Genomic DNA, 11180 nt, shown 5'->3' with positions numbered 1-11180 from the left:
AATCCTGAGTCAGACAAAATTCGCCGAAGGCGATCTACGCACGCCTTCTCTTCGCGTAAAAATAATTTATCGTTAACGCCCCTATGCAAATGAACAATCCGAAGAACTCCCGTGTTTCTTCAATCCAGGGTTTGGTGGCCTTCATGGTTTCGGCGAGGTTCTCCGCATTGTGTTTGGTGAACCAGTCTTCCACTCCGTTCTGGTCAAAGAACTTATAGATGGCATAAGCCAGGTACACCAATATACCGGCAATATACCATTTCGGGTAGAAGCGGTTACGCGATGCCAGCAGGCAAAGCACGGCGCTGTAAAGATAGATGGGCATCCATATATAAGGATCAGGATCATTGTACTGTAAGCCTGCAAACAAAACGAACATCAGGCAAAACACAACATTCAATATTTTCATGACGCAAAAATTAGGGCTTAAACATACACAAAAGAATTTCAAAAGCATATTCCTTGTATTATTTTATCCGGGCAGTGTGGAATAGTGGAATAACAGTCTGCAATTTTGTCACTTTTAAAGAAAATGTTAAAAGACCACTTGTTTGAGCTAAAATAATGTTATATATTCGGTTCATTACATCGTTCCACGTGAGAACCAAAATCTGAGATTGAAATGTTTGTTACTAGAGCAAAAGATTCTCACTTATTTTTTTTATCGTATTGAGTTCACTATCGTAAACAATTAAACAACAGTCAAATGACCTAAATCAGCTTGACCACCAGTGTTTGTTTCATAGTTTAGTTCATCATTCAAATAGTAGTTTTTATTTAACTGTTGAGCAGACACCTATTTCTTTTTTGACGCCGTGTAGCGCATCATGCACGGGTGATGAAAACTAATGCTTTGTATTTATTGAAAGTTGACCTGCGGCAAAATAGAATGCGGCAGGAACGGATTCTCTATGCAAAGTTGTGATTGTTCAATAAGGAGATATATAGATAGGAATCCTTATTTACTAACAATTTTTCTTAAACGTTTCCCTTAAATCACGTTATGAAAAAGCAATTTTACCAGGCACTCGCTGCACTATGCGGCCTCTTGTTGCTATTGGCCGGCAACAATGTATCAGCACAAACAAAAGTTACGGGTAAAGTAACCGACAAAGCCTCAGGCAATGCGCTGCCCGGCGTTACCGTGTTTGTGAAAGGTAGCAACCGGGGTACCGCCACAGATCCCTCCGGTACCTTTTCCCTTATGGCCAAATCAGGTGAAACACTTGTGTTCTCCTTTGTAGGATATGATCCGCAGGAAGCCGTTGTAGGATCCGGTCCGGTCAACGTTTCCCTCAGCGAAAAAGTAGGTTCGCTGGAAGAAGTAGTAGTAACCGGTTATGCCAGCCAGAAAAAGAAAGACCTTACCGGTTCGGTGTCCATTGTAAAAGTGGAAAACCTTACCAAGCAACCAACCTCCCAGATAGCCAACCAGCTACAGGGACAAGTATCCGGTGTTACTATTCTCGGCTCCGGCCAGCCCGGCCAGGAACCACAGGTGAAGATCCGTGGTGTAAATACCTTCGGAAACAATACCCCATTGTATGTGGTAGATGGAGTCCCTATTTCCAATCTTACTGATGTAAATCCTAATGATGTACAAACCATGCAGGTACTGAAAGATGCAGGCGCTGCCTCCATCTATGGTGCCCGTGCTGCCAACGGCGTTATCATCATCACCACCAAAAGAGGAACCGGTAAAGTAAAGGTTTCCTACGATGGTTACTATGGTACACAACGGCCTAAAGGCGGAAACGTATGGAACATCCTCAGTCCGCAGGAACAAGCCAACCTGAAATGGATGGCTATCGCCAATACAACACCTAATCCTGTTTATAAAGATGAACAATATGGTAATGGCGCTACGCCACGTCTTCCCGATTACATCGCTCCGCAGGGAGCTATGGAAGGAGATCCAGGCACTGATCCGTCCACTTATTTCGTAAACCCGAATTATAAACTAGCCGGTGATCTGGACGCATTTCACCGTATTGTAAAAGCAAATAAATCGGGTACCGACTGGTTCCACGAAATCTTTAAGCCAGCGCCGATCACCAGCCATAATATCTCAGTAGCAGGTGGTGGGGATATAGGCAGCTACTTCTTCTCTTTCTATTACTTTAATCAGCAAGGTACTTTAACCAATACTTATAATAAACGTTACGCAGTTCGCGCTAATAGTACCTATAATATTACCAATAATATACGGGTAGGTGAGAACCTGGAATATTCCCTCATTAATAACCCGCAGATCGGCGCCCTTACTGAAGGTAGCGGTATAGGTATGGCCTTCCGTGAAATGCCTATCATTCCTGTACATGATATTAAAGGCAATTATGCAGGCAGCTTTGGTAAAGGTTTGGGTAATGCCCGTAACCCCGTTGCTATCCAGGAACGCTTCGGTACCACCAAAACTTTGGCCAACCGCTTGTTGGGTAACGTATTTGCAGAAGCAGATATCCTCAAACATTTCACCCTTCGCACCAGCTTTGGTGGAGAAATCTATTCCTTTAATAATCACAACTTCACCTTACCCGAATATGAAAACGCTGAAAACAATAAAGTGAATTCGTACACGGAAAATTCAGGAACTGGTTACGACTGGACATGGACCAACACGCTCACCTATCATCAAAATTTCAACCAGGTACATGACCTGAAAGTATTGCTCGGTACGGAAGCCTTCGATAACCAAGGCCGGGTTGTTGGCGGATCTAATCTCGATTATTTTACCTTCGATCCTGATTTTACAAATCTCAGCACTGGTAGCGGCACGCCAACCAATTACAGTAACCGTTTCTCTGATGGATTATTTTCTCTCTTCGCCAGGGTAGATTATTCCTTCAAAGACCGCTATCTCCTCGGGGCTTTGATCCGTCGTGATGGTTCCTCCCGTTTTGGCCCCTCAAACAGGTATGGTAACTTCCCGGCAGTAAGCGCGGCATGGCGTATTTCACAGGAAGAATTCATGAAAGGTATCAGTTGGCTGTCTGACCTGAAGATCCGTGGAGGCTATGGTATTATGGGCAACCAGATCAACGTGGACCCCCAGAATTCCTTCACCGCTTACGGGTTTGAAAAAGGAAATTCGTTCTATGACCTGAAAGGTACATCCAACTCAATTTTACAAGGCTTCTACCGTACACGTATCGGTAACCCCAATGCAAAATGGGAAAGCAACGTAAACGCCAATATCGGTATAGATGCAACACTGTTCAAAGGCGCCCTTGAAATAACAGCAGACTACTATCGTAAAGATGTAAGAGACCTGCTGTATAACCCTGAATTACCAGGCGTTTACGGTATCGCCGCCGCTCCTTATGTGAACGTGGCGCAAATGAAAAATAAAGGGTTCGATTTCTCTGCTACTGCCAACCTGAATCTTACCAAAGATCTCAAGCTGGACCTGAACGCTAACCTCACTACCTACAATAATGAAATCGTTAAAATATCCGATGCTGCTCCTTATTTCGACCAGGAACAACGTAGGTTTAACGGTACCTTCATTATCCGTAATGCCGTTGGCCAATCTATCAGCGAATTCTTTGGTTATAAGGTAGATGGATTCTGGAATAGCCAGGCAGAAATAGATGCGGCTAACGAAGCCACCAGGAAACAATATAACGATAACTCACTGGTATACCAGACAGACACCAAACCAGGCCGCTTCAAATATGCCGATGTGAATGGCGATGGAAGGATCACAGAAGCCGACCGTACTTATCTCGGTAATCCTAATCCAAAATTCAGCTATGGCCTGAATATCGGTCTTACTTATAAAGCCTGGGATTTCAGCATGTTCATTTATGGAGTGCAGGGAAACAAGATCTGGAACCAGGTAAAATGGTGGACAGATTTCTACCCTTCTTTCGAAGGTGCAAAAAGCAAAACCGCACTGTATGATTCCTGGCTGCCAACCCGTCAGAACGCTAAAGCGCCTATCCAGGAAACATCACCATCTTTCAGTACTTCCAACGTTCCTAACTCCTACTTCGTTGAAAACGGCTCTTACCTGCGGGCAAAAAATATCATGCTGGGATACACCATCCCAAGCAATGTGCTCCAGAGAGTGGGCATCACAAAATTCAGGGTTTATGCGCAGGCTGCTAACCTGTTTACCATCACCAAATACTCAGGTATAGATCCTGAAATTACCGGTGGTACCAGCAACTTCGGCGTGGATGAAGGAGCGTATCCAAACCAGCGTCAGTACCTGCTTGGTGTGAATGTAACATTCTGATAATTTTTTCCTGAAAAGCAAAATTGAGAAAAATGAAAACATTACGATATTTAAGTGTAATTCTTGCTTTGGCAATAGGAATCAGTGCTTGTAGCAAGAGCTTCCTGGAACGGGGACCGCTTGGTTCCCTCAGTGATGAAATAGTGGCTAATAAAGCCGGCATAAACTATTTACTGGTAGGCGCCTATGCCTCGCTCGACGGCCAACAAACTGCCCAGGCAGCCCTCGGCGGTGGCGGCCCATGGGAAGCTTCTCCTACTAACTGGATCTATGGCAGCGTGGCTGGTGGCGATTCCCACAAGGGTAGCTTCAGTGGCGACCAGCCAGGTATAGATCCTATCGCGAAATTTACGGTAGATCCCAGCAACGGCTTTTTCAACACCAAATGGAGAGCCGTGTATGAAGGGGTAATCCGCTGTAATACCGTGCTGGCAAAACTTCCGATTGCAACTGATATGAGCGACGCTGAAAAAACGCAAGTGGCAGCAGAGGCCCGGTTTCTTCGTGGTCACTACTACTTTGAACTGAAAAAGATGTTCAATAAAGTGCCTTATATCACAGATACTACCCTTGAAGTACGTATCAAAAACGATAAGGACATCTGGCCTTTTATTGAAGCCGATTTTAAATTTGCCACAGATAACCTGCCCGCTACACAAAGCGATGTGGCGAGAGCAAATAAATGGGCTGCTCAGATCTACCTGGCCAAAACATATCTCTACCAGAAAAAGTATGCAGAAGCTATGCCGCTGTTCGACCAGGCCATTGCATCAGGCGTTACTTCCAATGGTTTGAAGTATGCGCTCACAAACAGGTTTGAAGACAACTTCGATGCCGCTACAAAGAATAACTCTGAATCTGTATTCGCTATCCAGATGACAGCTAACGATGGTACTAATACCATCGCCAATGCAAACCAGGGAGAAATGCTGAACTTCCCTTACAACAGCCCCTTCGGCTGCTGCGGATTTTATCAGCCTACACAGGATCTTGTAAACTCTTACCGTACAGATCCCGCCACTGGATTACCCAATCTCGATAATTGGAACGCTAATCCGGTGAAAAACGATCAGGATACATTGTCCAGCACCCCATTTACACCTGAAACAGGTACACTGGATCCACGTCTCGACTGGACCGTTGGACGCCGTGGAATACCTTACCATGACTGGGGAAATCACCCTGGTGCCAACTGGATCAGAGATCAGGCTTATGCCGGACCATATGCGCCAAAGAAAATGGTGTACTGGCAGTTTAACCAGGATAAATACAAAGATGCACACTCCTGGGCGCCGGGATCAGCTATCAATGTATTGCTCATCCGCTTCGCAGATGTTATCCTCATGTCGGCTGAATGCCATGCGCAAACCGGCGATCTGCCGGGAGCTACGGCCCTGGTGAACCAGATCCGCGACAGGATGATCAATCACCCTGAACACTGGCTGCATAAATACCTGGATGACACTAAACCAATGTTAGGCTTTAATCCCACCAAAATGGCGGCGAACTACAAAATAGGCAGGTACACTGCTACTTTCGGCAGCAAAGACCAGGCGTTAAAAGCCATCTATTTTGAACGCAAACTGGAACTTGCTACGGAAGGCCACCGCTTCTTCGACCTCGTGCGCTGGGGCATTGCGGATGTGGCGCTTAATGCCTTCATCCAGTATGAATCAGCTATTACCAATGACCTGAAAGGCGGACATTTCACAAAAGGAAAGAACGAATACTTCCCCATCCCTCAACGCCAGATCGACCTCACCATGGTAGGAGGAGTAAGGGTACTGGAGCAGAATCCGAATTACTAACAGCTATATCTGTCGCTTTTTTAATGGAACGAATGCAGCGGATCTTTTTCGCTGCATTCGTTTTTATATAACATTTTAGTACTTTACAATGCCCGTTAAAATATTCACCGATGACCAATCAACCAATGAGTAACCGGTATTGTCTTGCCGCACTGTTTTTCATCACCACCTGCCTTGTCATCGGTATCAGCTGCCATACACCCACAAAGGAAGAAAAAGGAAAAGCACTGGCAGATAAATATTGCTCCGGTTGTCATTTACCTGTATCCGCCGACCTGCTGGATAAAGAAACCTGGCTGAAACACGTATTGCCCGCCATGGCGCCGAAACTTGGGATAAAAGTATGGGGAGAGAACTCCTATTACCCGCCAATGCCCGGCGACAAACCAGCGCTGATCCCCATCCAGGATTGGGAGCTGCTGGTAGCGTATTATAAGAATACCGCCCCGGAAAAATTACCGCCTGCAAAAGCACTGCAGCCGCTGCAACGCGACTGGTCCGTTTTTACAGTGAAGTATCCCGTGCTCAAAGATACCCTCCCCGTGGCTACCACTATGGTGGCATTTAACCCGGATAACGGCCATCTTATGACCAGCGATGGACTCTCCAATACACTCACACAGTGGGACGGGAATTTACAAACCGTTAACATTCGTAATCTGCCATCTCCCGCTGTCGATATACTCTTTGTAAAAGATACTGCCGGGCAGCAACAGGCTATTCTCACTGAAATAGGTAACATGCGGGCATTGGATGCGCCCGCTGGCATTATTACCAGCGTGCAGCCTAATGATCCGCAAAGCAGGCAGCACGACCTCATGGCCTTCCTGAAACGGCCGGTGCAAACCCTGCAGGCCGATTTTGATAAGGATGGTTTGCCAGATCTGCTGGTATGCGCTTTCGGTCATAACCAGGGTGGCCTGTACTGGCTGAAACAGTTGCCTGACCATAGTTACAAACAGTTCCCCATCTGGGAAGTACCAGGCGCTATCCACGCGGAAACAGGCGATTTTAACCACGACGGCTATACGGACTTTATGGTGTTGTTCGCCGCCGGCGATGAAGGGATCTGGCTGTTTGAAAATGATAAAAAAGGTGGCTTCGTTTCCACCAACCTGCTCCGGTTCCCACCACTCAACGGTTCTACCAGTTTCCAACTGGCAGATTTTAACGGAGATGGTAAACCTGATATACTATATACCTGCGGAGATAATGCAGATTTTTCTATGGTGCTTAAACCTTACCACGGAATATTCGTCTACCTGAATGATGGAAATAATAAATACAGGGAAGCCTGGCATTACCCGGTGAATGGCTGTACAAAAGCAGTAGCAGCGGATTTCAATAAGGATGGTAAAACTGATATCGCTGCTATCGCCTTCTTTGCTGATTTCCAGCATCTTCCCGGGGAGAAATTTATTTTCTTTGAAGGAGGAAATAAACCGCTTACGTTTACTCCTCATTCACCACCGATCGATAAAGAAGGCAGATGGATCTGTATGGACGTAAAAGATTATGATCACGATGGCGACCTGGATATTGTACTTGGAAACTACGCACAGGGCTTTATCATACTTGATGATTATAAGCCTGACTGGAAAGAATATCAGCCTTTTATAGTATTACAAAACAATGCTGCACGTTAAATGCAACGTAAAAATCACTTGTTTATTTGGAATGAAAGGAGACAATATGTATCTTACGCCCGTATTTATTGCTACGTGCATTGTTGCTTGTTACAGGTCTAAACTTATAGAGAAGAGCACTCATATATTACAGATCTTTAAAGTACCATCGTTCTTGATCAATGTTTTCCCAACATATACCTTATTGCACCGTGTCTGCCGTCTGAGCCACTGTGCTGTGAAGATATCCTGATGTATAATCAGGTTTTAGAATGGCGGAAGGAGAGGCAGTAATGCCTCTCTTTTATTTTGTGTCTCCCCTCATCGTTCAACCATTGATGTGAACGGGTTTATCTTCATTTTTTGCCATCTATCATAAAAAAGTGGCCGGATTCTGAAAATCCCATTATTACTGGTTAATTTTATTGGGAAATCAGCATTTATTAGTTTAAACAGGATATGTCAGTGGCTGAATATGTATACGATCAGGATAAAGTGAACACGCTGCTTAGTACGGTCATAAGGAACAACGGAAACGAAAAAGCAAATGCCTGGCTGCAACAGCGGTTGCAGCTACAACAACAAACCGGTGCCATCCCGCAGTTTAATCAAACTTTTACAGCTATTCCGCGTTTCACAGGTAAAGAGTTGATCCGTATTTCCACAACGGAAAATGAACAACTACAGGCATTACTGCCTTCATTTTTCGTACGGGGCTGGACGTTAGACCGCCTTGCAAGGGTATGGTGGCTGCTGCAGCTGCCGGTAACCAACAAATCCATGTACCTGGAAGTATTGGAAAACCTGTTCAACGCCGCGGAAATGAATGAGCTGGCAGCCTTATACAGCGCGCTCCCGCTGCTGCCATGGCCGGAAGAATGGGCTGCACGCACCTCGGAAGGGATCCGCTCCAACATAGGCATCGTACAGGAAGCTATTATGCTGCACAACCCTTACCCGGCAAAATACCTGTCGGAACCCGCCTGGAATCAGCTGGTAATGAAAGCCATTTTTACCGATAAACCACTACACCTGATCACCGGCCTGGACGAAAGAGCCAACGCCGCGCTGGCAGGCATTCTGGTTGACTTTGCCCATGAAAGATGGGCTGCCGGCAGAACACTCGATCCAATGCAGTGGCGGATCCTGGTGAATTTTGTAGATGAAGCCAACTTTGCGGATATCACCCGCGTATGGCACTCCGTGAACAGTACAGAGAAAGAAGCCGCCGCACTGGTGTGCGCACAATGCCATTACCCGCCCGCTAAAGCTTTACTGGCCACCGACCCTGCGTTGCAGGCTGAAATCCAGGCCGGTAGCATTACCTGGGATACGCTGGCCCAAAAAATAATTAAATAAACTAAAATAAAATTGATCAGATTATGTGCGGAATCCATGATTTAACAGAGAAAGATCTCCAACCACTTACCTATAGCCCGGCTTATCTTAATAAAATAAAAGGCATGCGCTTCTTTGATCCGCATGTACACATGACGGCCCGTACTACAGACGATTACCAGGCAATGGCCGATGCAGGCGTGGTAGCCATCATTGAACCGGCTTTCTGGTTAGGACAACCCCGCACCGGCGTTGATACCTTCCGCGATTATTTCAGCAGCCTCCTGGGATGGGAGCGTTTCCGCGCTTCCCAGTTCGGGATCAAACACTACTGCACCATTGGCCTCAATTCCAAAGAAGCCAATAATGAAAAGCTCGCCGAAGCCGTAATGGAAATATTACCACAATTCATTTATAAGGAAGGCGTAGTAGGCGTGGGCGAAATCGGTTTCGATGACCAAACCCCCCTGGAAGAAAAATACTACCGCGCCCAGCTGGAACTGGCAAAAGAAGCCGGGCTGCCCGTACAGATACATACCCCTCACCGCGATAAGAAAAAAGGTACCCAGCGCAGTATGGACATTGCATTGGAACATGGCCTGGAACCTCACATGATCATTGTAGATCATAATAACGAAGAAACAGTGAAAGAAGTGCTGGATCGTGGCTTCTGGGCTGCGTTTACCATCTACCCCTTCACTAAAATGGGCAATGAACGCATGGTAGCTGTAGTTAAACAGTATGGAAGTGAACGTATTATGGTGAACTCCGCTGCCGACTGGGGCATCAGCGATCCCCTCGCCGTTCCCAAAACCGCCGCTTTAATGCACGAAAGTGGTATTGACTCGAATGATATTCATTTGGTAACTTACACCAATGCTGTGAAAGCCTTTGCACAGAGCGGCCAGATAAACGAAGCAGATTTTGATGCAACAGCAAATATTGATCAAAGTGAGAAATTTAACGGAAGCTCTATTTTACGCGGAGGACAACAGCCTCGAATTGATAAAAACACAACCATCATCCGGTAACGGCCTGACAGCTTCGGTTCTGCTGGCAATGAACCATGAAAACCTAATTGCACGGTGAGTTATATTGTTAGCAAATTGATTGGATACCTGCGCCTGATGCGACCAGCCAATATCGTAACTGCAATAGCAGACATATTGGCTGGCGTTGCCATTTCGGCCTACTTTATAAATGTTACATTCAGTACCGTTACGCTGGATCTTATCCTCCCGGTAGTATGCCTTTGCCTTGCTACTATTGGCCTGTATGGAGGCGGTGTTGTTTTCAACGATGTATTCGACGCAGAACTGGATAGCACAGAACGCCCCGAAAGGCCCATTCCCAGCGGCGTTATCTCAAAAACACAAGCTGTTATACTAGGCAGCTACCTGCTCCTGGTAGGCATCCTCGCCGCTTTTTCAGTAGGGCGCCTCACCGGCTACGCAGGATGGCTTGCCATTGGAGTAGCCGCCTCGGCGCTCATTTATGATAAATGGGGAAAACATCATGCGGTGCTCGGCCCGCTCAACATGGGCCTTTGCCGCGGCCTCAACCTCCTCCTGGGGATCAGTATTGTACCCGGTATGCTGGAAACATACTGGTGGATGGGCTTTATCCCCATCCTCTACATTGCAGCGGTAACCAACATCAGCAGGGGAGAAGTACACGGGGGCAGCGTTAAAAGCCTGCGCCTTACCGCTGTATGCTACGCGGCGGTATACATTACCATGGGCGTTTTAGCCTATATACACCACCGCTTCTGGCTGGCCCTTCCCTTTATCCTGCTATTCATTATCATGATCAATGTACCGCTGTTCAGGGCCATGAAAAATCCTTCAGGACCCAATATCGGGAAAGCAGTAAAAGGAGGGATCATTGCATTGATTGCAATGAACGCTGCCTGGGTGGCGGCTTTTGCCACCATTCCTTTCGCATTGGCAGTTATATTGTTATTGCCAATATCACTGGTGCTGGGTAAACTTTTTGCCGTTACCTGACAACGGCTGCAGGTAGCCGGTACGCATGTTTATTCCACTATTCCCCTTTTCATGACTTCTTTCACCAGCCCGGCGGTATTCTTCACCGCCAGCTTCTGCGTAAGATTTAACCGGTGCGTTTCTGACCGGTAATTACTTCATTGAGTAACTGGTGTTTGATAAC

7 protein-coding genes are annotated in these 11180 nt (G+C 46.3%); 6 read left to right on the top strand and 1 reads right to left on the bottom strand.

Annotation, left to right across the window (positions count from 1 at the left end; genetic code table 11):
* Positions 1-34: 34 nt before the first annotated feature.
* Complete coding sequence (locus VN105_RS22150) at positions 35-409, bottom strand: transmembrane 220 family protein (RefSeq protein ID WP_325644305.1); 375 nt, start codon at positions 407-409, stop codon at positions 35-37.
* Positions 410-1003: 594 nt separating this feature from the next.
* On the opposite strand from VN105_RS22150, the gene VN105_RS22145 reads away from it, so the two are divergent.
* The 6 genes from VN105_RS22145 (at position 1004) to eboC (ending at position 11017) form a co-directional block, all read left to right on the top strand.
* Positions 1004-4240, top strand: a complete 3237-nt coding sequence (locus VN105_RS22145) for a TonB-dependent receptor (protein ID WP_325644303.1) — start codon at positions 1004-1006, stop codon at positions 4238-4240.
* Positions 4241-4272: 32 nt separating this feature from the next.
* Complete coding sequence (locus VN105_RS22140; RefSeq protein ID WP_325644301.1) at positions 4273-6048, top strand: RagB/SusD family nutrient uptake outer membrane protein; 1776 nt, start codon at positions 4273-4275, stop codon at positions 6046-6048.
* A gap of 110 nt (positions 6049-6158) precedes the next feature.
* The gene (locus VN105_RS22135; protein ID WP_325644299.1) at positions 6159-7694 is read left to right on the top strand and encodes a VCBS repeat-containing protein; all 1536 of its coding nucleotides are present in this window, start codon (positions 6159-6161) and stop codon (positions 7692-7694) included.
* Between the two features lie 438 nt (positions 7695-8132).
* Complete coding sequence (locus VN105_RS22130) at positions 8133-9032, top strand: EboA domain-containing protein (protein WP_325644297.1); 900 nt, start codon at positions 8133-8135, stop codon at positions 9030-9032.
* 23 nt (positions 9033-9055) lie between these two features.
* Positions 9056-10042: a TatD family hydrolase gene (locus VN105_RS22125; protein WP_325644295.1), complete on the top strand. Its 987-nt coding sequence runs from the start codon at positions 9056-9058 to the stop codon at positions 10040-10042.
* Between the two features lie 54 nt (positions 10043-10096).
* Complete coding sequence (eboC, locus tag VN105_RS22120; protein WP_325644293.1) at positions 10097-11017, top strand: UbiA-like protein EboC; 921 nt, start codon at positions 10097-10099, stop codon at positions 11015-11017.
* Positions 11018-11180: the final 163 nt, after the last annotated feature.

Origin of the sequence: Chitinophaga sp., from assembly GCF_035564935.1 — a bacterium.
GTDB lineage: Bacteria > Bacteroidota > Bacteroidia > Chitinophagales > Chitinophagaceae > Chitinophaga.
This window is presented reverse-complemented; position numbering and strand designations above follow the sequence as displayed.